Annotated in this window: 20 protein-coding genes; all 20 read right to left on the bottom strand. The window is 32.9% G+C overall.

Annotated elements, in window-relative coordinates:
* Positions 1-10: 10 nt before the first annotated feature.
* The 20 genes from FJ651_RS05390 to FJ651_RS05295 all read right to left on the bottom strand — a co-directional run bounded on the left by FJ651_RS05390 (position 11) and on the right by FJ651_RS05295 (position 21,932).
* Positions 11-1,417: a UDP-glucose 6-dehydrogenase gene (locus tag FJ651_RS05390; protein ID WP_140989438.1), complete on the bottom strand. Its 1,407-nt coding sequence runs from the start codon at positions 1,415-1,417 to the stop codon at positions 11-13.
* A 162-nt stretch (positions 1,418-1,579) separates the two neighbouring features.
* Positions 1,580-2,713, bottom strand: coding sequence for a glycosyltransferase (locus FJ651_RS05385; RefSeq protein WP_140989437.1), 1,134 nt, complete (start codon positions 2,711-2,713; stop codon positions 1,580-1,582).
* On the bottom strand, positions 2,706-3,791 hold the full coding sequence (locus FJ651_RS05380; protein WP_140989436.1) for an O-antigen ligase family protein: 1,086 nt from the start codon (positions 3,789-3,791) through the stop codon (positions 2,706-2,708). Before FJ651_RS05380 ends, FJ651_RS05385 begins: the two co-directional genes overlap by 8 nt.
* A gap of 110 nt (positions 3,792-3,901) precedes the next feature.
* Positions 3,902-4,699 carry a glycosyltransferase gene (locus FJ651_RS05375; RefSeq protein ID WP_140989435.1) on the bottom strand — a complete coding sequence of 266 codons (798 nt, stop codon included), beginning with the start codon at positions 4,697-4,699 and terminating at the stop codon, positions 3,902-3,904.
* Positions 4,665-6,086: an O-antigen ligase family protein gene (locus tag FJ651_RS05370; RefSeq protein WP_140989434.1), complete on the bottom strand. Its 1,422-nt coding sequence runs from the start codon at positions 6,084-6,086 to the stop codon at positions 4,665-4,667. Before FJ651_RS05370 ends, FJ651_RS05375 begins: the two co-directional genes overlap by 35 nt.
* Entirely contained in the window at positions 6,080-7,264 is a 1,185-nt protein-coding gene (locus tag FJ651_RS05365) for a glycosyltransferase family 4 protein (RefSeq protein WP_140989433.1), read from the bottom strand. The genes FJ651_RS05370 and FJ651_RS05365 overlap by 7 nt, the downstream gene beginning before the upstream one ends.
* Positions 7,261-8,175 (bottom strand): sulfotransferase domain-containing protein, encoded by a 915-nt coding sequence (locus tag FJ651_RS05360; protein WP_140989432.1) that lies wholly within the window; start codon positions 8,173-8,175, stop codon positions 7,261-7,263. Before FJ651_RS05360 ends, FJ651_RS05365 begins: the two co-directional genes overlap by 4 nt.
* On the bottom strand, positions 8,150-9,469 hold the full coding sequence (locus tag FJ651_RS05355; protein ID WP_140989431.1) for an MATE family efflux transporter: 1,320 nt from the start codon (positions 9,467-9,469) through the stop codon (positions 8,150-8,152). The genes FJ651_RS05360 and FJ651_RS05355 overlap by 26 nt, the downstream gene beginning before the upstream one ends.
* Positions 9,470-9,541: 72 nt before the next feature.
* Positions 9,542-10,315 (bottom strand): hypothetical protein, encoded by a 774-nt coding sequence (locus FJ651_RS05350; protein WP_140989430.1) that lies wholly within the window; start codon positions 10,313-10,315, stop codon positions 9,542-9,544.
* Positions 10,316-10,364: 49 nt separating this feature from the next.
* Entirely contained in the window at positions 10,365-10,931 is a 567-nt protein-coding gene (locus tag FJ651_RS05345; protein WP_140989429.1) for a hypothetical protein, read from the bottom strand.
* Positions 10,932-11,207: 276 nt separating this feature from the next.
* The gene (locus FJ651_RS05340; RefSeq protein WP_140989427.1) at positions 11,208-12,278 is read right to left on the bottom strand and encodes a GDP-L-fucose synthase family protein; all 1,071 of its coding nucleotides are present in this window, start codon (positions 12,276-12,278) and stop codon (positions 11,208-11,210) included.
* Between the two features lie 9 nt (positions 12,279-12,287).
* Positions 12,288-13,406, bottom strand: coding sequence for a GDP-mannose 4,6-dehydratase (gene gmd / locus FJ651_RS05335; protein ID WP_140989425.1), 1,119 nt, complete (start codon positions 13,404-13,406; stop codon positions 12,288-12,290).
* Between the two features lie 90 nt (positions 13,407-13,496).
* Entirely contained in the window at positions 13,497-14,351 is an 855-nt protein-coding gene (gene rfbD / locus FJ651_RS05330; RefSeq protein ID WP_140989423.1) for a dTDP-4-dehydrorhamnose reductase, read from the bottom strand.
* On the bottom strand, positions 14,348-14,899 hold the full coding sequence (gene rfbC, locus FJ651_RS05325) for a dTDP-4-dehydrorhamnose 3,5-epimerase (RefSeq protein ID WP_140989421.1): 552 nt from the start codon (positions 14,897-14,899) through the stop codon (positions 14,348-14,350). Before rfbC ends, rfbD begins: the two co-directional genes overlap by 4 nt.
* Positions 14,900-15,757 (bottom strand): glucose-1-phosphate thymidylyltransferase RfbA, encoded by an 858-nt coding sequence (gene rfbA, locus FJ651_RS05320; RefSeq protein WP_140989419.1) that lies wholly within the window; start codon positions 15,755-15,757, stop codon positions 14,900-14,902.
* Complete coding sequence (gene rfbB / locus FJ651_RS05315) at positions 15,754-16,773, bottom strand: dTDP-glucose 4,6-dehydratase (protein WP_140989417.1); 1,020 nt, start codon at positions 16,771-16,773, stop codon at positions 15,754-15,756. The genes rfbA and rfbB overlap by 4 nt, the downstream gene beginning before the upstream one ends.
* Positions 16,763-17,842 (bottom strand): hypothetical protein, encoded by a 1,080-nt coding sequence (locus FJ651_RS05310; RefSeq protein ID WP_140989415.1) that lies wholly within the window; start codon positions 17,840-17,842, stop codon positions 16,763-16,765. Before FJ651_RS05310 ends, rfbB begins: the two co-directional genes overlap by 11 nt.
* A 6-nt stretch (positions 17,843-17,848) precedes the next feature.
* Complete coding sequence (locus FJ651_RS05305) at positions 17,849-19,537, bottom strand: DUF6909 family protein (RefSeq protein ID WP_140989413.1); 1,689 nt, start codon at positions 19,535-19,537, stop codon at positions 17,849-17,851.
* Between the two features lie 28 nt (positions 19,538-19,565).
* Complete coding sequence (locus FJ651_RS05300) at positions 19,566-21,068, bottom strand: GH3 auxin-responsive promoter family protein (RefSeq protein ID WP_140989411.1); 1,503 nt, start codon at positions 21,066-21,068, stop codon at positions 19,566-19,568.
* The gene (locus FJ651_RS05295; protein ID WP_140989409.1) at positions 21,069-21,932 is read right to left on the bottom strand and encodes a M23 family metallopeptidase; all 864 of its coding nucleotides are present in this window, start codon (positions 21,930-21,932) and stop codon (positions 21,069-21,071) included. It lies immediately after the preceding gene.
* Between the last annotated feature and the right edge of the window lie 31 nt (positions 21,933-21,963).

Below are 21,963 nucleotides of genomic sequence, written 5' to 3'. Positions count from 1 at the left end.
AGTTGGTAATTTATTGGCTGGCGTTTCCGGTGCCAATTTCGTAACATTCAAAACCAATAGATTTTAGCATTTCATGGTCTAATAACCTTCGGCCATCAAAAATAAATGCCGGTTTCAACATATGATCGTATATTTTTTGCCAGTTGTATGCTTTAAACTCATCCCATTCTGTTAAAATTGCAATGGCATGGGCATCTTTCATAGCTAAATAAGGATCTTTTTCTACTTTCAATAGCGCTCTATTCTGTTTGGGATCTCTTGAATTTAAATACTCTAAATCTGAGAAGATTTGCTCTTCGCTAACTTTTGGATCATAAACCGTTATTTTGGCGTGTTCATTTAACAAATTATCAGCTACAGTAATTGCCGCAGATTCTCTGGTGTCGTTGGTGTCTTTTTTAAAAGCCCAACCCAAGAAAGTAATCTTTTTTCCTGAAACTGTATTGTAGAGCGTATTGATAATATTATCTGAAAATCTGTTTTTTTGATGGTTGTTCATTAAAACTACCTGTTCCCAGTAATTTGCTACCTCATCAAGGCCGTAAGACTTGGCGATATATACCAAATTAAGGATGTCTTTTTGAAAGCACGAACCACCAAAACCAACAGAGGAACTGAGAAATTTTGGGCCAATTCGGCTATCCATACCAATGGCTTTGGAAACTTCAGCAACGTTGGCGCCGGTTTTTTCGCAAATTTCAGACATGGCGTTGATTGATGACACCCGTTGCGCTAAAAACGCATTTGCTGTTAGTTTAGACAATTCTGACGACCACACATTGGTTGTTAAAATATGATCTCTATTTACCCAACTGGCGTATAAATCAACCAATGCTTGCATGGCCTTTTCACCTTCAGCTGTCATTTCACCACCAATCAACACACGATCGGGTTTTAATAAATCTTCAATCGCCGTTCCTTCTGCTAAAAACTCGGGGTTTGACAGTATTTGAAATTGCACACCATTACCTGTGTTATCTAAAATACTTTTAATGGCAGAGGCAGTTCTAACGGGTAAAGTAGATTTTTCAACCACTATTTTATCTTCTTTGGCAACACGTGCAATTTGTCGGGCGCAAAGTTCAATGTATTTTAAGTCGGCAGCCATGCCTTTACCTTTACCATAGGTTTTAGTAGGGGTATTCACCGAAATGAAAATGGTGTCTGCCTCATCAATGGCAGCATCTACATTAGTTGAAAAGAAAAGGTTTCGGCCTCTGGCGTCTTTAACGATGGCATCTAAACCCGGTTCGTATACCGGAAGTTTACTTAAATCTTCATTATTCCAGGCAGCAATCCTGGCTTCGTTAATATCTACCACGGTTACCTTAACATTAGGGCATTTTTGGGCAATAACTGCCATGGTTGGGCCGCCGACATATCCGGCGCCTATACAGCATATTGATTTTATTTTCATTTAGTTAAATTTTTAAAAAGGTAAAAGTAGTGTAAATCTTGGTGTTTGCAAATAGATTGTTTAGAAATGCAAAACGATAATCCAATTTGAGATTATTTTTATGTTAAAGAATCTTCCAAAATGATGATATATTAAAAAAGTATCCGTTGTCCATGTATTAATTCATAAGTATCTCGCAGTTTTTTTATAAATGTTTTCTAATTGATTAATATTATTTAAAATATTAAAGTTCTCATTAAATAATTTTAATGAGTTGAGTGAATATTTTTGCTTTAAATCCTCAGAGTTTATTATCTCCATAACAGATTTTGATAATGCACTAACATTTTCATTACGTATTAATCTTCCGTTATAATTATCGATTACTAGGTCTCGATTCCCATCGACATTAGTTGCCACAATTGGCTTTGCAAGTGCTAAACTCTCTATTATTGAATAAGGTAGACCTTCATATCTAGCTGTAGATAGATAGAGTTGCGAATTTTTTATAATATTAAAAATATCCTCTCTAGACGTCCATTCTAATAAGGTTATATTGCTTTCTAAATTTAATCGTCTTATTTTATTCTTAACAATTCTCAGATTGGGAGAATGAAAACCAACCCCCATCAAAACTAGGTGAATATTATTCTTTTTATTTTTAAGATTGACAAGAACATCCAGCATCAACTCAATATTCTTTTGATAAGATGGTCTTCCAACAGAGCATATGTACTCATCTGGCCAAGTTTTATTAATACTTAAGGATTGAATTTTAACTATCGGTCGTATCGAATTATTAAATAACAGCACTCTGTTTTCAGGATAACCAACCTCAAATAAGGCTCTGTTTTTTTCTGAATTAGATGAGGCTAGTATTTTGTTTCCTCTAAATGAAATCATTTTTTCAATCAATAGATAAACACTCTTCTTGAGTTTATTAGAGGCTGATAAATAAGAATATGCCTGTGGTGTATGTAATACTGGAATTTTTAAATTATATCCAACCAATTTAGCGATTATCCCGCCTTTTGCACTATGTCCATGAATTATATCCGGTCTATGCCTTTTTAATATTTTAATTGTGTGGATTAAACATTTACAATCCCTGATTATACTAATATTTCTTTGAAGTGGGAGTTTAAATTCTGAAATTGATTTGCCATTTTTATCTATGAATGCTGACTTTGCATCGCCTGTGCCATGAATTACTATACTTTCAAAATTACAAGGATCAATACTTTCTAGAATAAGCCTTAAAGAAACATCTACCCCTCCAACAGAATGTACTATGTGAGCGATTTTTACTTTATTCATTTAAATTTAAAGCAATTTTTTTGTTAATAATGAACATAATAATAAGTGAAAACAAATATACCCCGATTTGGCGGTGAAAAAAATTTTCTACAAATCCAAAAAACAGCAAGAGGAACAAAAGGGATATTAGCCTAAAATTATTTTTTGCTTGATAAAAGAGGGCTGATAAAAACGCAAGGAAGATAAAAAGCGCTAAAAGGCCGTAATTCAATGTTAAATCTATAAATTGGTTATGTGTATTATATTGTTTTTCTAAAAAAAACTTTTTCCTATCTTCTTTCTCTATAGTATAAGAATAACATTTTACAAGATTATTTTTGGTGTAATAAAGGCCTTGCCCAAGAAAAGGATTGTCCATGTTATTAAATATTTTGTAGCCGCATTCCCAAATCACAATTCTGGGTTCCCATTCCTTTAATTTAAAAAAATAATTTTCATGAATGTCGTTGCTGTAAAAAACCCTATTTCTTAAATTATGATTAAACTGAAATACAACAATAATAGAAGTAACAAGTAAAATTGTTGCAAAAATGGCTTTTCTTATACTAAAAAGGCTATAAAAGTAGTATAAACTTATAAATACAATTGATATAAGCCCTATCCTCGCTGAAATAATGACCAAGAACGAAAAACATATAATAATATTAAATACTAATAAGCTTTTTAAGTTTTGACTGGATTCTTTATATAATACAAAGGATAATGCAAAACTAATACAGCATAAAAACCCAAGATAGAGTCTTTCTACGATTAAAACATCATTAATAATATCGCCGTTTGTGAAATTAAAGCTTTTTGATTCTGAGATATATACTATCAGATTGAAAAAAGATATTAGGACACAAAAAAACACGCTAAAAATAAAAGCTTTTATTATTGGCGATTTATCTTTCACAGGAAGAAAAACAATTGGCAATATGAGTGCTAATAAAATTTTTTTGATAAAATTGATATCGTCAGCATTCTCAGCAACAAAACATGAACGAATTCCAATATAAGCAATTAGGACCAAAAGCATGATATAAGCCTTGCTTTTTAAGACTTTAAAGTCGCTTTTCTCTATATTAAAAGGAAACAAAATGCATAAAGTGATGAGTAATAAATTTGGTACTATCCTTATGTGATTTTCAAATGGTATGGAGGCACATAATAGACATAAGATTACAATATAAATTTTATTTACAATCTTCACTTCTTAAAAAAATTCTTCTTTATTAAAATTAATAAACTATGTGGCATATACAACAGTATACTGTTTCTTAGAATCCCATAAATCGGGCAAAACCCAATGTAAAAATTATCTTTGATGATTTTAATTTTACTTTTTATTTGGGTTTTTCTACTTTTAAACGAAATACCATTTTCATCAAAGATAACATCTACAAGAACCTCATTGAGATTTTCAACTTTATATTTCTTAAGGATCTTAAAAAAGAATGCATAATCCTCGGCGGCCTTATATTCTGTCGGGTAGAATCCGGTTGTGTTAAGAATTTGAGTCCTAAATACCACTGTTGGATGGATTATAACACAATTTACATAGAACTCCTTTTTAATTTTTTGGTAGGTAGTTGGTAAGTTTGATTTGTATAAGATTTTTTTATTTTCTGAACCTATAAAATTCACTTGGGTCCCCAACAGCATAATGTCTTGATTTTGGGACAAATAGTTAAGTTGTATTAAAAATTTATTTTTGTGACACAAATCTCCGCAGTCAAGCCTTCCGATGTACTTATAGTTTAAGTCTACTATTTTTTTTAAACCATAGTTTAAAACCGACTCTATACCTTGATTAACGGGTAAGGCCTCGAAAATGATTTCACCCTGATTGTAATTTTTCTTTAAATCGATAATGGAAGGTTTTATCTTGCTGCCATCATCAACAACCATTAGATCAATTTTAAAAGATTCCTCAATAGACCTTATTGAGCTATATAAACCTTCTATGTTATTATAATGAGGTATTAGAATTATTAATTCTTTCATTATGCTTTTTTTCTTCTTTAAGATAAACCCATAATATAGCTAAGGTAATCCAAAAACCATAGATCCTAGGTGTATCAATTTGCATCCAGTTAATTGCAAAGCCAACAAAAATCGTAAAAAATAACAAATAGTGAATGTCTTTCGTAAAAGAATATCTTTTAAAACAAAAGAAAATCAAATAGAAAATAAAAAGGGAAAACAATAAGAAGCCTACTATTCCCGTTTCTGAAAGCAGCCTCACATAAAAGTTAAAACCGGGTGGATAGTTTGGTTCATCTTCATTAAGGTATCTTTCTATCTCCCAGTTGCCCTCAACAGCCCATACTGGGTATTTATCGATTAAATAATATCCTTGCTGACCATAACCTACTCCAGCAATTGGATGCTCAATAAAAGTTTCTAATCCTGCAATTATCGTCCCAAGTCTTGTTTTATTTGAATTGTTGTCCTCTAGGTTTTTTACTATTTTAAAAGAATCTATTCTGTCTCCTATATCTTTAAAAATCGCATCTCCCTTCCACAAAAACAAAAAAGGTGTGATGAGTAAAAAGAGCATTGTTGTAAGTATGAATTTTTGGAGAAAAGATTTTTTACTTAGAACTAATATGACCGTGAACAAAAGTATTTCTATTAAACAGAATAATTGCGCCGCTCTTGATTTAGAAATCAGGGCCAATATTAAAATCATGATTAAAAACAATGTGTACTTCCATTTTTTTGAATTGGTTACCAGCCCCTTCAAAATCCATGGAGTAACAAATATAAGATACATACCCAGAAAAGGAGGTTCATGTGATATTGAAGATACTCGTTTAAGATATATATCTTCACTAATAAATACAAGAGGAAAATTTCTGTTTATCCAAACAATAATGCCATGAGCCGCATTGCTGTTTAAAACTATAGATGCAAATTCAATCATTGCGAAGCAAAAGACTACAATTAAACTTGCTTCTATTACCTTTTCAATTTTTTTAAAAATAGTTTTTGTTTCATAATTGTTAAAAATATTATACAAGACCACGGGGGTTAATATTATTGAAAATATCGCGGAAAAATATTGCCTTAAGAACCTGGCTATACCGTTTATTCCTTTAAAATCATTGGTTGCAATACTTGGAAATGAAATAATAAATGTAGCCAAAAACCATAGAGACAGCAAAATTAAGATTTGAAAAAAAATGGATTTTAAGGGTAAGTTGATTACGCCTTTTAACAACAAATAAAATCCAAAGCATATAAACCCAAGTAACAATGGATATATATATGTTTCATTTCTAAACTCCCCTAAATTCAAAAACAACCTTTTATCTGAGATTGTCAGGGGAATTAAAAAAATGGATAGTAATATTAACTTAAATATCGTGTTACTAACGGCTTTTAACATTCTGTGCTTTTATATAAATCAAGATGTTTTTGTACAACCCTACTTATGTTGAAAGTGTTTTCAATTAGTTTTCTTCCCTCTATTTGAAGTTTCAGCCTTAAATCCTCATCATTTAGCACCTTTAGTATTTTCTCGGCTATTTGCCCTTCGTCATACGGGTTAACTAACAAGACGGCATTTTCATTTACTTGCAATTCTATTCCTGAGGTTGCAGTGCTATAGATTGTTGCGCACCCTGCCATCATGGACTCCATAGGCCCCAGAGCAAAGGCTTCGGCAAATGAAGGAAATACGGCCAACTTTGCAGAAGTATATTCATTTATTAAGTCTTCTTTGTTTATGTGACCTAAAAATTTTACCCTATTCATATTCTTAGGGTCAATGTGTTTTGTAAAGCGATGCTTTACACCTTTACCATAAAGTTTTAAAACCGCAGAGTCGTTTTGCTTACAAACGATATTCCAAGCCTTCAAAAGCGGAACTATTCCCTTTTTTGGCACTAAAGAACCAGAAAAAATAACGGTATTCTCTTTTATAGCTTCACCCTTATTTATAATCTCAAGTCCATTATGAATAATTTTAATGTCCTTTTTTAAATCATAATATAACATCATTTTTCGCCTTGTATAATCACTAACAGAAACCAGTTGATCTGCATATTCATACAGCGACGTTTCATATTTCAATACCTTTTGATCAATTTTTAGGTTAGCTTCCAAATTAAAATAATTAATGCTTCCGTGAAATTTAACGATTTTAAATATGTCAATATTTGGCCAGACATTGTTTTTAAGGGTGAGGTGTTCGAAAGCAAAGCGATAATCGGGGAACTCAATAACGTCTATATTATACTCGCTGACAAGGTTTTCGATTAATCTATTTTGCTTTTTCCAAACCGAATTAATATTTAAAAAATCAATTTGAAAAATTTTGTTTAATAATTTATAAAGTAGTGTGTTTCTTGATAAAAAAGGCAGTAATATCCCATGATCAAGTCTCCATATCTTAACTCCATTTACTTCTTCGTATTTTTCACCTTTGTAGGATTTTGGTAAAATACCCACGATAAAAACATTGTGATTTTGCCTAACTAGTTCTTCGGCAATAGACTTTGTTACGGTTCCAATTCCGCCGTGTGATACAGGTGGATATTCGTCACAAATAAAGCATAAATTCATGACCAATTTTTTAGCTTAATTTCAAGGAGTTGCTCTAGTTTTTTTTTATCGTCCTTATAATAGTCTATTAGCATCTGTTTAGTGTGTTTTTCCATCACTTGATTGTAATTAGAGATATTAAACCCTTCTAATTTTTCTCTCATAAAAGATCTTGTTTTCTCGTTAAACGTTTTTTTTAAAACCTTTCTCAGCCAAATATTGGGGCTTCCTTTTAATAGTTTTTGCAGTGCTTTGCTTTTAGGTTTACCGGTAACATTGTATTTCTTCTTTAACAGCGGTGTAAATTCTGAATCAACCCCCAAAAATGAATATAATTCTTTTAATGTGTTTTGGGTATTGTTAATAAATTCTTCAAAGATTATTACTTTGACATTTGGGAAAGCTTCTATGTAATCTTTTACATTTTCATAATACAACCCTGCCTTTTTATAATGCCAAATAAATTCATAATTGGATTTAATTCTATGGTCTTCTAACTTTAATCCTTCTTCGAAGGTTTCATTTTCTCTAACATCTCTAATTAAATGCTTGTAGGCTGAAAAGGCCCTTATGGTTGGGTCTCTCAGAACAATAATGATTTTAGGCAGGCCAATATTCTCTTTAATTAGTGGTATAACATCTCTACTGTAATATAAATAGTCAACACTAGCCTCACCACATATTTGAGTTGAAGATTTGCTGCTAAATAGCCTAAAATAATCTGTCTGGCTTTTTATCATTAGCTCATGAGTCAAATCATCACCCTTTCCGTTTTGCGGTAGATTCAAGATTTTACTCATAAAATATTTTGGCTCCTTAATCTTAGGCAAAAAGATTTCCGGATGCTCCTCTAAATAGTAAAATAACGAAGTTGTGCCTGCTTTTGCAGCGCCAACTATTAAAAAATCAGGTAGTGTTTTTTCCTTTGTCATAAATTCTGAAAGACGTAACAACTTTGTCTTTGTAATATATAAAGATTAAACCCAATATATTCCAAAAAGCTAAACTAATACAGCTTGATATTGCTGCACCATTAATGCCATATTTAGGAACTAAAATAACATTAAAAATTATATTGAGTATTAATGCTAATAAAAGTAAAAGCAATAATTCATTTTGTTTGCCGGTCATGTTTAAATACAATCCAACCGAACCACAAAATGAGTTTACAATTTGGCCAACGCAAAGAATAATGAGGGCAATTTTTGCATTGGTGTAATTATCACCAAAAAACCCTAAGATTGTATTTGGAAAAAGCAATAAGCACAATAATAATGGAATGGACAAAAGAAAGTTTAATTTACTAGCTTTAAATATAATTTCTCTTAGTTTTTTGAAATCCTTTTTAAAGAAATTTTCTGAAATTTCAGGGGCAATGATGGTATTTATTGATGTTAATACAATGGATACTAATGTAGTAATCCTAATAGCGGTGCTATAATAAGCTAGTTCTTTAAATGAATTATATTTTATTATGAAGAATGAATCAATGCTCTGCATTAAAAGTATAAAAAGGGCACTTATTGACATTGGCAAGGAGACTTTAATGATTTTCTTATAATTGATTGAAAGATCTAGCTCATTTTTCGAATTCTGGTTTAATAATTTTAAGACCGAATAAGTAGTTACTATTGAAGTTAATAAAAAAGAGGTTAAAAATGCTTCAACTAAATACGATTGATAATCTAAAAAATAAATAATCAAAACACCAATAAAAAATATCACCAACCTAAAAATACTTCGATAAATTTCCGAGGCTTTAATTTTATTTAAAATCCTAAACATTTCAAAATTTAGAGAGGCCAGAAAATACACAAAGGCAAAAGAAACTGTTTTTGTTATTAATGGATATATGTTTTCCTTTCCTAAAATCTTTTGGTATAAACTTTCTGGAATAACAAAGGTTAAAGTCAAAATAAAAAGATAAATACAAAACGATATCAGCATGTATTTTATGTATAACTTTTTTAAATTAGCTGTATTACCATCTACGAGTATTTTTGATCCCAGTTGATAAATTGATTGATTTGCCCCAAATAAGCAAATTGTGCCGAAAATCAGGAGTATATTATTAGCAAAATTGTATTCGCCAACTAATTCTTCAGGGAAAAAATTAGTGATAAAAAGAATAAGTATATAAGTAATTAATATTCCTAAACCTTTAATAAAAATAACTTGAAAACTATTAAAATTGAATTGATCTAAATTGGATAATTTAAATTTCATTAAATGCAAAAGGTTTAATTATTTACAGGTTATTAAAAATTAATTGAACCATTATATAGACGGTTTCAAAATTCACTTCTTTTTGATTACACAAACTTTTTCTGAATCCTTTTTATAATAATATTTTTTACCAATTGGGTGAAAAATGCTTTTTCCTAACTTGTATTTAATAGACTTTTCTGGTGCATGAAACCGAATCCATTCAATATTCGATGCAAGGTAGGCCTCATCAGATAACATATTTGGAGTCGAAAATTTACCTGTTAAATAAAATTGTTTTAGAACATTTCTAGTATTGACTACTTTATTACTCGACATTCTTCCGGATTTATTATCGCCAATACCATTGTCTAATAAATCCTCAATAATATACAACCCTCCTTTTTTTAGTTTTTTAAAAAAATAACTGAGAGATGTTTGCTGGTGGTCTGGAATATGGCTCCCATCATCAATAATTATATCAAATTCATCGATTCCTGATTTCTCCATAAAGTAGTCCAGTTGCTTTATAGTTCCCTGATCAATAACAAAAGTTTTAATTCTATCATTGTCCAGGTATGAACATTCATTAATATCAATTCCAAATATTTTAGCATTACTGAAGTATTCATACCACATTTTAATTGAAGCGCCTCCTGAATTTTTGCCATGTACTATATCGGCTCTCCAATTCTTTCCGGTAACTCCCAAACCAATTTCTAAAAAGTTAATATGAGATTCCCTAAAATTATCCAAATATGGTTCATAAATATCTGTATAATTATGAGGATTCCATTTTTGACTTGGGCCTTCGGTTCCTTTATCAGTTCCGAAATGATTGGCTATTTCTGTTAGAGATTTTTTCATTTTATATGTTTTTGCAATCGGGTAAATTTATTTGATAATAAAAAGAATTTCAATAATTGGTCAAATTCTCCAATTTCCGATTTAACCAGACTCTCCCAATTATATAAGGATCATATTTGCCTTCAGCATCAGCTTTTAGTCTAATAATTTTAGTGTATTCTTCTGGCTCAACATTAATATTTGGTTCAAAATATTTTGAAAATATAGAATCTGAAATTATTAAATTCTTGTCTTCAAATATAAATTTGATTGCAATTAATTCGATGTTTTTTTGTTCAGAATTATTACCAAAATCTATTCTAAGCCTAGTCGGGATTGTATCCTTAGGAAGTTCAATTCTAATGTTTTGAATTGTTTCGCTCCCTTTTACTGACACTCCAATAGCTTGCTCTCCAATAAAATATTTCTCAAATGAATCAGTTAAGTAAAAAACACTGAAAACATCGTCTTTTGATACTTTTACCTCTAATTCAACATTAAAGTTATCTGAAAAATCACTAGTATAAAATTGTTCGTTTATTGGCTTTTCAACCTGAGGAGGTTGATTTTTTGTGTTGTTTCTGCAACTAAACGAAATAGAACATGTCAAAAGAATATAAATTATTAGGTTTTTCATTTTGTCGATATTATAACACCATTTTTGCTGCACCTGTTTTGTAAGAAACAGGATCAAAAAGAGTTAAGTTGTTTGTAAAATAATTGACGCAATAAATATCTGTCATTGATGGTTATGGTTACTTTAATTTATTGCTTTTGAGTGATCAGATTGATAATTTATTTGTTTTATTCTACGTAATTTGTCGATGTTTGTTGGTTTTAATTTTAGATTCTATTTCATATATTTAAAATTCAAATAATAATATGTGTAATCTCAGCTTAAATTGGAGATTTTTTATTTATTAATATACCAATTATATATATTCTCAATTCCATCCGCTAATGAAAGTTTATGCTTCCATCCCAAACTATTTAACTTTGAAACATCTGTTAACTTTCGCATCGTCCCATCGGGTCTATCGATATTAAAAACTAAATTTCCTTTAAAACCAACGATGTCTTTAATAATTTCTGCTAAATTTTTAATGGAAATATCTTCACCGGTTCCAATATTAATATGCGTATTTCTAATCTCATACCCACTGCCTTCGGCATCTTCCCTAGGGGAAGAGTTTATTATGTCTTTAAAATCTCCTTTTTCCATTAAAAACACGCATGCATCGGCCATGTCTTCAGACCATAAAAATTCTCTTCTAGGTTTACCACTCCCCCAAACCTCTACACTGTGCGCCGTTACTCCAAACTTCGAGAGGTAATCTGTAGCTTCTTCCAGATTTTTTAAGCCTAAATCTTTTAAAACTTCTTCTGTTTTATTTTCGCTTAGCAATTTAGCAAGGTGAATTTTTCTGAGAAGTGCCGGTAATACGTGCGATTTCTCTAAATCAAAATTATCGTTAGGGCCATAAAGATTGGTTGGCATTACCGATATGAAGTTGGTACCGTATTGTAGATTATAACTTTCGCACATTTTAATGCCGGCTATTTTAGCAATGGCATAAGGTTCGTTAGTGTACTCAAGTGTATTAGTTAATAGATACTCTTCTTTCATGGGTTGGGGACAATCCTTAGGATAGATACAAGTACTCCCTAAGAAAAGTAGCTTTTTAACACCGTTTAAGTAGCTTTGATGAATAACATTATTTTGAATCATCAAATTTTCATAGATAAAATCTGCCCTGTAAATGTTGTTAGCAACGATTCCTCCTACTTTGGCTGCGGCTAAAAAAACGTATTCTGGTTTTTCGGATGAGAAGAATTTCTGAACGGCCACTTGATTGCTTAAATCCAATTCAGAGCTAGTTCTACCAATGACATTAGTGTAACCTTTACTTTGAAGCGTTTTTAAAATAGCGCTTCCTACCAATCCGCGGTGACCGGCCACATAAATTTTTGAATCTTTGTTCATCACAAATGTTTATTCGAAGTAATTTTTAATCTTGTACCCGCCTTCTTTTAAGTACTGCTGCTTTTCCATTAATTTTAAATCACTGGTCATCATGTCTTCAACAAGATTTTCTAGGTTGTATTGTGGTACCCAGCCTAATTTTTCTTTTGCTTTTGTGGCGTCTCCTATTAGCAAATCTACCTCTGTTGGTCTAAAATATTTTGGATCTACTGCTACCACTTCTTTTCCTATTTCTAATTGATATAAAGGGTTATTACAGGACTTAACATATCCCCTTTCATTTTCGTTTTTACCTTCAAAAGTTAATTCAACACCAATATGTGCAAAGCTCATTTTAACAAAGTCGCGCACTGAGGTTGTTTTTCCTGTGGCAATTACCCAATCTTCGGGTTGGTCTGCTTGTAAAATCATCCACATCATCCTTACATAATCTTTAGCATGACCCCAATCTCGTTTGGCATCTAAATTCCCTAAATAGAATTTATCTTGCAAGCCTAGCGCTATTTTCGACGTGGCTCTGGTGATTTTTCTGGTAACAAAAGTTTCACCTCTTATTGGAGATTCATGATTGAAAAGTATGCCATTACATGCGTAAATACCATAGGCTTCCCTGTAATTAACGGTAATCCAGTAAGCGTACATTTTAGCTACAGCATAAGGACTTCTTGGATAAAATGGCGTGGTTTCGGTTTGTGGAATTTCTTGAACCTTGCCGTAAAGCTCAGAAGTTGAGGCTTGATAGATTCTTGTTTTCTTCTCCATGCCCAACAACCGAATGGCTTCCAAAATTCGCAATGTCCCCAAAGCATCGCAATTTGCGGTATATTCTGGCATTTCGAAAGAAACCTGAACATGACTCATGGCCGCCAAATTGTAAATCTCGTCTGGCTGTACTTCTTGTATGATTCTTGTTAGATTGGTACTATCTGTTAGGTCTCCGTAGTGTAAAAAGAAATTCTGATTTTCTACATGCGGGTCTTGGTATAGGTGATCTATTCTATCGGTATTAAACATTGAAGATCTTCTTTTAATACCGTGGACTACATATCCTTTTTTCAACAAAAATTCACTTAAATAAGCGCCATCTTGTCCGGTTACTCCCGTAATAAGTGCTGTTTTTTTATTCATAGTATACCTTAAAACTATAATTTAACGTCGTGATTTGCAAATGTATTGTTTTTGTTAGTTTAATCAAGCCCTAAGTTTCATTAAAACTTCCTAAGAAAGGCCTTCTTTATACTTAATGACAACGTCATCTACAGCGATTTGCCAATTTCTTATGTTCGCACCTATTGCCTTGACCTTTGAATTATCTAGAACACTATATTGGGGCCTTCTGGCCTGAGTTTTAAAAGACCCTACTGGTTGAATCAAATCACTTTTATAATGACTCGCAATGTATGAAGCAAAGCCAAACCAAGAGGTTTCGCCGTTTGGTGCAAAGTGATAAAGTCCGTAATCTCGACTTTGCGAATAGATTAAAAAGAATATGAATCTAGCCAAATCTTCGCAACTTGTAGGAGTGCCAAGCTGAGAGTTGACAACACTCATGGTCTCATTATTATTTATCTTTTTGACTACTGTTTTAAAAAAATTATGTCCGAAAACCGAATAAAGCCATGACGCCCTGATGATAAAATATTGTTCTAAATTGGCCATAATGTGGCGTTCACCTTCTAATTTAGAACTGCCATAAACGTTAATGGGGTTAGTTGGGTCTGTTTCTTTGTAGGGTTTGCAACTTTCGCCGTCAAAAACATAATCGGTTGAGATGTGGATGAGAACAATACCTTGTTTCTTACAGGCTAAGGCTAAATTTTTAACAGCATCTGAATTGATGGTAAAGGCTTCTTCTTTTTTTGTTTCTGCCAGTTCTACATTAGTAAATGCTGCACAGTTGATGCAATAATCTAGTGTATTGTTGTCGAAAAACTCATGAATATTGCCACTACTAGTTATATCTAATTCGGTTTTAGATTTAAAAATAAAATTGATTCCTTTCTTGTTTTCGTCAAACAACGCTTTTATGGTTAAAGCTAACTGTCCGTTACTTCCTGTTACCAGTACATTCATCTCTGCTTCTGATATTTTTGTAGGCTTGGTAAGACCTTATCTTTATCTGAAATTAATAGTTGTGAATTCTCGAATCGCCAATCAATTGCCAAATCAGGATCATTGTATATAATACCTCTTTCTGATTCTTTATGATAATAATTGTCGCATTTATAACTAAAAATGGTGTTGTCTTCCAACACTAAAAAACCATGTGCAAAACCTCTGGGTATAAATAATTGTTTCTTATTTTCTTCTGAAAGTATCAGCGTAAAGTGCTTTAAATAAGTTTCTGAATTTTCTCTTAAATCCACACAAACATCTAAAACACTACCTTTAATGACTCTTACCAGTTTTGCCTGCTCATAATCTCCAACTTGGAAATGTAATCCTCTTAATACACCTTTTGAAGATTGCGATTGGTTATCTTGAACAAAATCTATGTCTAATCCTGTTTTTTTTTTAAAGCCTTGTTTATTATAACTTTCATAGAAATAGCCTCTGTCGTCCTCAAAAACTCTGGGGTGAATGATAAAACAGTCTTTTAAATTGGAGTTCTCTACTGTCATCTATTTTAACGTTAATAGGTAATTACCATAACCACTTTTCAACAATGGCTCAGCTAAATGGTGAAGTTGTTTTTTATCAATAAAACCCATGCTATAAGCAGCTTCCTCAATAGAGCCTATTTTTAGGCCTTGACGTTCTTCAATTACCTGAACAAAATTGGTGGCCTGTACCAAAGAATTAAATGTTCCTGTATCAAGCCAGGCTGTCCCTCTATCGAGTATACTAACACTTAATTTGCCTTGTTTTAAATAAGCCTTATTAACATCTGTAATTTCTAATTCACCTCTGTGGCTTGGTTTAATTTCATTGGCAATTCTAACCACATCATTGTCGTAAAAATAAATACCGGGAACTGCATAATTTGATTTGGGGTTTTTTGGTTTTTCTTCAATAGATATGGCTTTACCTTCATTATCAAAGTCTACAACACCATAACGTTCTGGGTCTTGCACATGATACGCGTAAATAATACCACCATCGGGATTGTTATTGCTCTGCAATAAATTGGATAAACCAGAGCCATAAAAAATATTATCTCCTAAAATCAAGGCTACTTTATCATTTTCAATGAAACCTTCGCCAATTAAAAAAGCTTCTGCTAAGCCATTGGGGTGTTCTTGTGAGGCATAATGAAATTCACAACCCAATTGAGAACCATCACCCAACAATTTTTGAAATAATGGTAAATCCTGAGGTGTTGAAATGATTAAAATTTCCCGAATTCCAGACCAAATCAAGGTTGAAATGGGATAATAAATCATGGGCTTATCGTAAACAGGCATTAACTGTTTACTTACGGCTATTGTCAATGGATGTAATCTGGTTCCGGAACCTCCGGCTAATACGATTCCCTTCATGATTTATTGTATTTTTTTAAGTACCAGCTTACGGTTTTTTGAATACCCGATTCAAAGTTTTCGTCGGCCTTCCATCCTAATTCGATTTCAATTTTTGTGGCATCAATAGCATATCTAAAATCATGGCCCGGTCTGTCTTTCACATAAGTTATTTGATTTCTATAAGACTCATTTTGGGGAACCAACTCATCTAAAATATCACAAATTTTAGAGGCAATATACAAATTGTTGCGTTCGTTTCTACCTCCAATATTATAGGTTTCACCTGAGGCTCCTTTAAAAAAGGCTAATTGGATACCCTCACAATGATCATTCACAAAAAGCCAGTCGCGCACATTCTTTCCGTCTCCATAAATTGGAATGGATTCATTGTTAATTGCTTTTCTAATGATGGTTGGAATTAATTTCTCGTCGTGTTGTCTAGGACCGTAATTGTTAGAGCAGTTGGTGGTGACTACGTTCATTCCGTAAGTGTGAAAATAGCTTCGAACAATAAAATCTGATGAAGCTTTAGATGCGCTATACGGACTGTTGGGTGCGTAAGGTGTTTCTTCTGTAAACAAACCGGTTTCCCCTAAGGTGCCATATACTTCATCGGTACTGATATGAAGAAAACGCTTGTGCTCACAATTTTTATTAAATTGAAACGGTGCTGACATCCAGTGATTTTTAGCTATGTTTAATAAATTAAACGTGCCAAAAACATTGGTTTGAATAAACGCGTCAGGATTTTCGATAGAATTATCAACGTGAGACTCTGCTGCAAAGTGGATGACACCATCGAATTCAAACTCTTTAAATAAATCTTCAATTAAGGATCTGTCACAAATATCTCCTTGAATAAACCGGTAATTATCAAAATTCTTAATCTCATCTAAATTAGAAAGCTCACCCGCGTAAGTGAGCTTGTCTAAATTAATAATTTGTGTACTTTGATGTTTTTTAAGAAAGTCTATAATAAAATTTGACCCAATAAATCCCGCGCCACCTGTTATAAGCAATGATTTATGCTTCATAGTTTTTGATAAAAATAAAAATATTGTAGGATAAAAATGATAAGATCATTAGTCCTAAAGCAATCAAGGGTAACATCACTATTCTGTTTTTTAACAGCCCTGTGTCTAGGCTTCCTTCTTCTTCAAAACCGGCGATTATGTCATAGAAAACACTTTCTTTAATTAATTCTTCATCTAAAGCTCTAATGGCTCGTCTAACTTTTAGTTCTTCCTGAAATAAATCGTACTCTTTGGTTTCAGTTCTTTCTAACTGCATTGGAAAAGCACCATTACTACCCAATTTAAAGGCACCACTTTCAGCCTCATTTTTCTTTAACTCCAAATAGATGCGCTGCAGTGTATCCAATCTTTCAAGTTCTTTACTAAATGACTCTTTCTTTATTTGAATTGTAGAATCTCTAACTTTTTTTAATTTTTTAGAGTAAGGATTTTCAAAGGTTTTAGCAAAACCTTTTTCTAGTCTTGGAAAAATATTATTGTCTTTTGATCTTGCTTTTACAACAAAAATGACTCCTGACAAGATATCTCTGTTCTTAGCATAATCCTCAAAGCTCACAACAGATGTAAGAGAGGTATCAATGGTTTTTATATAATCATTATATTCTAGCAGAATAGTATTTGAGGTTTCAGGCCCCGCAGTTAACTCAAAGTTGATTAACGAAGCTGCTTGAGCAGAATCAATCTCAAATATTTTTGATAATTCATTAATCTTTTGAGATTTTATAAGACCATTAAAATAATTAATGTTATTTGATAGCTTATACTTGGACTCAAAATGAGGCTGCACCAGCATTTCAGAGTAATAAACAGGTGTCTGGGCTCTTTCTAAAAAATAACCAATAATCGCTGATATTAGAATGACAGCTGATATTAATTTAATATTTTCAACAAAAGGTTTTAAAACTAAAATTATAAGTTTGAAAATCCCTTTGAAGATACTTGCAATGAAATTAAAAAACTTCTCAAACAATCTACCTATGGCATTAAACAATTGACCCAAATCTATCTCTTCATTGTTAGAAGACTGTATCGGCTTGTTATTCGATTCAACAGGTAATTTATGGCTCATATTAAGTTAGTTAAGTATTTGTTCTATTATTTTTCTCGTGATGACGTAAGTTGGTTTTACGCCGGTAGTTCCTAATCCGCCGGAGGCTAAAGTACTGCCGGTTTCTAATGGGTTGTCACTAGCGTAATAGGCGTACCTTACTTTAACATTTTCGTTGATGCTAGACCTTATTTTAGAAGCCGCCTGAATGGCCTTTTGGTAGTGTACACCTTCCATTTCAAGACCTATTACATTCCATGTAGAGTCTTTAAAGAATTTTAAAATATCTTTATTTTGAAGTGATGTACCCAATACTGTTACCATGGTGCCTTCAAAAATATCAACATCACAGGCTTGCAAATCGTTTTTGGAAAGTTCGTTTTTAAACGGGTAATTATCGGCTGTACCTTCAAAAATGTGTGCCGAAGGTATCATCACATCTCCTTTTTTTCCATCTAAAATACCGGCTTTCCCCATAATTGAAATAGACTCTATATTTAAATGGGTTTTTACACCATTGTTTTTTACGGGCTTTAGAAGCTCGTCAATAGTCTCATAGGCTTGTTCTCCAAAAGCGTAGTCCATTACAATGATAACTGGTTGGTTTTTTGAAACTACTTTTTCGCTCACCGGCAAATCTAAATCACTTATCTTCAATTTTGAAGTGTCAAAAATTTGCACGTCTATATTAGTCCCTGATTGATCCGGGATAAACGTCATTCCATTCTGCAACGCTACTTTTTTTACTTTATTGCGAAGCGCTTCATTTTCTTCTAAACTCAAGGCTTCATACATTTTAAAGTTGCTTTGGTTTTTTAAAACAGCTTTCAATGCTTCAGGGGCAAAAAATGCATTCATCACACTATGCATATTAGCGCTAATAATGTGTACTGGCCTGTCTAACAAATTAAGTTTTTTAAGCTCACTTTTAATGTTGTCGGCCCATATTTCTCCATGGATATGATGCCCTAAACGTTCTCTTAAAACCGGACTAAATGTAATGGTTCGTTTTTTATTCTCTATTACTTCTTCAATGGCTAGTTTTCCTAACCAATATATAATTTGCAATAGCCTTTCTGGTTTGTCTTTAGTGGCAAATTGCGCATGACTTACTTTTAATTCATGAAAAGTTCGGCCTAAAATATTACCTGTGTGTGTTAAGGCAACTTCGCGCTCTTGCAAAGTGAGTTTGTTGCCTGAGGCAACCGCCTGCTCCAACTTTATCCAATCTCTGGTGGTGGCACCATCTTCTGAAATAATTACTTTTTTAGCAATTTTATGCGATTCAATAAACAAGAATGTGAGATGCGTTAGTATGTCGTAAATTTCAGATCTGCCTCGGGTGATTTCAATATTCATTTGCTCATCGTCTATGCGATAGCAATTTCTTCTTCTTTTAGGTGGAATAATGGCTTTAAAATGCGATTCTGAGTAGCCCTCATCACTGGTGAGATTGATAAACCGGCACTCTTCTATACCTTCCGGAAGTCTATCTATTACATAAAGTAACCCGTCTAACTCTGTTTTTTCTTCTGCTATGGTACCATAAATTTCAGGTCTAAGCAGCAACAAGGCTTCTCTTAATGTTTCCCCAGAAATACCCATGGGTTTGTAAAACCCGCGATTAAACAAGTGTCTCATAGTAATGTACATACGCTCTATGGCGCTGGTACTTTCCTGTGCTCTTGTTCGTCCGTTAATTTTTTGTTTAATCATTGTAGATTTTTAACCCGCAAATATACATTTATTTGATTAATTGTAAACGATGTAAAGCATCGGCAATCTGTCGATCATTGGATAATCTTGGCAATTTGTTTTGCCCTCCTAATTTTCCAACCGATTTCATATAAGTTTGAAAACCGTCGCGTTTCACAGAAGTAATTTGAAGGGGTTTCAACACTTTCCCCTCTATCAAATCTTTATAATAACTATTTTGAAGTTGAATTGATTGATCTAAAATTTGAACTAATTGATGAACATCCTCGGGTGTTTTCTCAAATTCAATCAACCACTCGTGATAAGGCAGGCCAGATTCCGGATTAATTTGCGGTGCCACCGTAAACTCGCTAATTTGAAAATCGATTTGCTGTAACGCTTCATTCATGGCCTGCTCAACTTCTTTGCCTATAACGTGTTCACCAAAGGCCGAAATAAAGTGTTTTATTCTTCCTGTTACAATCACACGGTAAGGTTTTAATGATGTAAACTGAACTGTATCACCTAAATTATAGGCCCATAAACCGGCATTGGTAGAAATAATTATGACATAATTGGTGTCGACCTCAACCTCTGAAATAGTTAAACGCTGTGGCTTTTCAGTATAAAATTCATCTGCCTTGATAAACTCGAAAAAAATTCCCGAATTCAGCAATAACAACATACCTTTTACATTTTGCTTATCTTGATAGGCAAAAAAACCTTCGCTTGCGGGAAATAACTCTATACTATCTACTTTTCTGCCAATCAAAGCCTCAAATTTAGCTCTGTATGGTTCGTAATTTACGCCGCCATAAATAAACAAATTGAAATTTTTAAACAGTTCTCCAACGGGTTTTTTACTGCGTTCAATTAGTTTTTCAAAGTACATTTGTACCCATGACGGAATACCTGAAATCACCATCATGTTTTCTTTAATAGTTTCGTCTACAATGGCATCTACCTTAGTTTCCCAGTCTTCAATGCAATTTGTATTCCATGATGGCAATCGGTTTTTTTGTAAATACTGCGGAACGTAATGCGCAACAATACCAGAAAGTCTTCCCAACTGCACTCCATTTTTCTCTTCTAATACGGGACTGCCCTGAAGAAAAATCATTTTGCCGTCAACAAAATTTGTGTTTCCCGTTTCGTTGATGTAATGAAGAATGGCGTTACGAGCGGCCTCAACATGAAAGGGCATGCTTTCTTTGGTGATTGGAATGTATTTTGCTCCCGATGTAGTGCCCGAAGTTTTTGCAAAATAAATAGGCTTCCCTTTCCAAAGAACATCTGCTTCTCCCGAAACAACTCGATCTATATAAGGCTTTAAATCTTCATAATCTCTAACAGGAACTAAGGTAGCAAAGTCTTTAAAGGTTTTAATTTTTTCAAACTGGTGATCATTTCCAAAAGCAGTATTACGAGCATTATCAATTAGGTTTTTAAAAACGCGTTCTTGAGATTTTGCCGGTTGATTGACCCATTTTTTGGTTTTATAAACAATGTATTTGGCAAATGGTTTTGCAAGTAATGCTTTAAGACTGCTCATTTATTCAAAATCAATAAAATTGGTTGGGTTTACCGGGTAGCCCTTGCTCCACAACTCAAAATGCAGGTGCGTACCGGTTGAATATTCGCCTGTACTCCCGGCAGTGGCAATAACCTCGCCGGCCTTTACCAAATCTCCTTGAGATTTATTGAGCGATTGGTTGTGCTTATACACCGAAATAAGTGCCTGACTGTGTTCTAAAATTAACACATAGCCTGTATCAGCTGTCCATTCTGCAAAAATAACGGTACCGTCGGCCACTGCCTTAACCGGCGTGTCTTTTGGCACAGAAATATCTACTGCAAAGTGTTTTTCTTCTATATTATACGGTGCAGAAATAGTGCCATTTACGGGTGGAAAAAGTACAAAATTTGAAGCAATGCCTTCGGTTTCAAAAACATTAAATTTATCTTCTTTACTCACCTTTTCTCTCAATAATGAATCTTCTTTACTGCGCAAAACCTGCTCTATGAGTTCTTCATTTCTTGCAGCTTCTAAAACAGAATCTTTGTTGAATTCTACCATGGCTACATCGCCTGTAAGAACTTTTTTAATAGATGCGTAATATTGCTCATTCATACTCAAAACACGCTGCAGAGAATCTGTTTTGTAACTGAGTTCTAATGCTTGTTTTTTTAGTGTGGTTGATGAATATCCCGGTATATATTCTCTTAGATTGGTAAAGGCAATGAGTAAGGTTGTAAGTACGATTAAAATAATGGCCGACAAAGATATCAACACAAAAACATTGAGCCTGGTTAGTTTTATGGCAAAGCGCTCTTCAAAAGTATCTTCGTTCAAAATAACCAAGCGGTATTTTGAAAACAGCTTTTTTAATATTTTTCGTCTTTTTTTTCCTGCCATAGATTTACAAAATTAGCCAAAATAACCATTT

It is taken from the genome of Paucihalobacter ruber (assembly GCF_006494535.1).
In the GTDB taxonomy this organism is placed as follows: Bacteria; Bacteroidota; Bacteroidia; order Flavobacteriales; family Flavobacteriaceae; genus Paucihalobacter; species Paucihalobacter ruber.
The sequence above is the reverse complement of the archived record's forward strand: the minus strand, read 5'-3'. Positions and strand labels throughout refer to the sequence as shown.

Excerpts from the sequence above, each read along its gene's own strand:
- FJ651_RS05390 (WP_140989438.1), bottom strand. The coding sequence starts at position 1,417 with ATGAAAATAAAATCAATATGCTGTATAGGCGCCGGATATGTCGGCGGC.
- FJ651_RS05385 (WP_140989437.1), bottom strand. The coding sequence starts at position 2,713 with ATGAATAAAGTAAAAATCGCTCACATAGTACATTCTGTTGGAGGGGTA.
- FJ651_RS05375 (WP_140989435.1), bottom strand. The coding sequence starts at position 4,699 with ATGAAAGAATTAATAATTCTAATACCTCATTATAATAACATAGAAGGT.
- FJ651_RS05370 (WP_140989434.1), bottom strand. The coding sequence starts at position 6,086 with ATGTTAAAAGCCGTTAGTAACACGATATTTAAGTTAATATTACTATCC.
- FJ651_RS05365 (WP_140989433.1), bottom strand. The coding sequence starts at position 7,264 with ATGAATTTATGCTTTATTTGTGACGAATATCCACCTGTATCACACGGC.
- FJ651_RS05360 (WP_140989432.1), bottom strand. The coding sequence starts at position 8,175 with ATGACAAAGGAAAAAACACTACCTGATTTTTTAATAGTTGGCGCTGCA.
- FJ651_RS05355 (WP_140989431.1), bottom strand. The coding sequence starts at position 9,469 with ATGAAATTTAAATTATCCAATTTAGATCAATTCAATTTTAATAGTTTT.
- FJ651_RS05350 (WP_140989430.1), bottom strand. The coding sequence starts at position 10,315 with ATGAAAAAATCTCTAACAGAAATAGCCAATCATTTCGGAACTGATAAA.
- FJ651_RS05345 (WP_140989429.1), bottom strand. The coding sequence starts at position 10,931 with ATGAAAAACCTAATAATTTATATTCTTTTGACATGTTCTATTTCGTTT.
- FJ651_RS05340 (WP_140989427.1), bottom strand. The coding sequence starts at position 12,278 with ATGAACAAAGATTCAAAAATTTATGTGGCCGGTCACCGCGGATTGGTA.
- gmd (WP_140989425.1), bottom strand. The coding sequence starts at position 13,406 with ATGAATAAAAAAACAGCACTTATTACGGGAGTAACCGGACAAGATGGC.
- rfbD (WP_140989423.1), bottom strand. The coding sequence starts at position 14,351 with ATGAATGTACTGGTAACAGGAAGTAACGGACAGTTAGCTTTAACCATA.
- rfbC (WP_140989421.1), bottom strand. The coding sequence starts at position 14,899 with ATGACAGTAGAGAACTCCAATTTAAAAGACTGTTTTATCATTCACCCC.
- rfbA (WP_140989419.1), bottom strand. The coding sequence starts at position 15,757 with ATGAAGGGAATCGTATTAGCCGGAGGTTCCGGAACCAGATTACATCCA.
- rfbB (WP_140989417.1), bottom strand. The coding sequence starts at position 16,773 with ATGAAGCATAAATCATTGCTTATAACAGGTGGCGCGGGATTTATTGGG.
- FJ651_RS05310 (WP_140989415.1), bottom strand. The coding sequence starts at position 17,842 with ATGAGCCATAAATTACCTGTTGAATCGAATAACAAGCCGATACAGTCT.
- FJ651_RS05305 (WP_140989413.1), bottom strand. The coding sequence starts at position 19,537 with ATGATTAAACAAAAAATTAACGGACGAACAAGAGCACAGGAAAGTACC.
- FJ651_RS05300 (WP_140989411.1), bottom strand. The coding sequence starts at position 21,068 with ATGAGCAGTCTTAAAGCATTACTTGCAAAACCATTTGCCAAATACATT.
- FJ651_RS05295 (WP_140989409.1), bottom strand. The coding sequence starts at position 21,932 with ATGGCAGGAAAAAAAAGACGAAAAATATTAAAAAAGCTGTTTTCAAAA.